The sequence below is a fragment of the Mesorhizobium sp. Arg314 genome (assembly GCF_053714275.1).
The window spans coordinates 1-914 of sequence record NZ_JBSKBP010000186.1 but is presented as its reverse complement, the minus strand read 5'-3'; the positions used below and the strand labels follow the sequence as shown (position 1 = coordinate 914).

Sequence of the window (914 nt, the reverse complement as noted above, 5' to 3'; positions counted from 1 at the left end):
ATCATCGGCCTCACCGTCAACTGAATTTTCGGGCTCTTCCCGAGCCCCTGCCAGGAGCTAAACATGGCTGCCAAAGAAGTAAAATTCTCCCGCGACGCCCGTGAGCGCATGCTGCGCGGCGTCAACATCCTCGCCGATGCGGTGAAGGTCACGCTCGGCCCCAAGGGCCGCAACGTCGTCATCGACAAGTCGTTCGGCGCCCCGCGCATCACCAAGGACGGCGTCACCGTCGCCAAGGAGATCGAGCTTGAGGACAAGTTCGAGAACATGGGCGCGCAGATGGTCCGCGAAGTCGCTTCGAAGACCAACGACATCGCCGGCGACGGCACCACGACTGCTACCGTTCTCGCCCAGGCGATCGTGCAGGAAGGCAACAAGGCTGTTGCCGCCGGCATGAACCCGATGGACCTCAAGCGCGGCATCGACCTCGCCGTTGCGGAAGTCGTCGCTGCTCTCGGCAAGGCGGCCAAGAAGATCAAGACCTCCGAGGAAGTCGCCCAGGTCGGCACGATCTCGGCCAATGGCGACGAGTCGGTCGGCAAGATGATCGCGGAAGCGATGCAGAAGGTCGGCAACGAAGGCGTCATCACCGTCGAGGAAGCCAAGACCGCCGAGACCGAGCTGGAAGTCGTCGAAGGCATGCAGTTCGACCGCGGCTACCTGTCGCCCTACTTCGTCACCAACGCCGACAAGATGGTCGCCGATCTGGAAGACGCCTACATCCTGCTGCACGAGAAGAAGCTCTCCAACCTGCAGGCCATGCTGCCGGTCCTGGAAGCCGTCGTTCAGACCTCGAAGCCGCTGCTCATCATCTCGGAAGACGTCGAAGGCGAGGCCCTGGCCACGCTGGTCGTCAACAAGCTGCGCGGTGGCCTGAAGATCGCCGCCGTCAAGGCTCCGGGCTTCGGTGACCG

The 914-nt window shown here is 63.0% G+C and carries 1 protein-coding gene; it reads left to right on the top strand.

Annotated elements, in window-relative coordinates; translation table 11 throughout:
• Positions 1–63: 63 nt before the first annotated feature.
• On the top strand, positions 64–914 hold an 851-nt coding region (gene groEL / locus ACWGS9_RS34980), incomplete at its 3' end, for a chaperonin GroEL (RefSeq protein WP_454509452.1).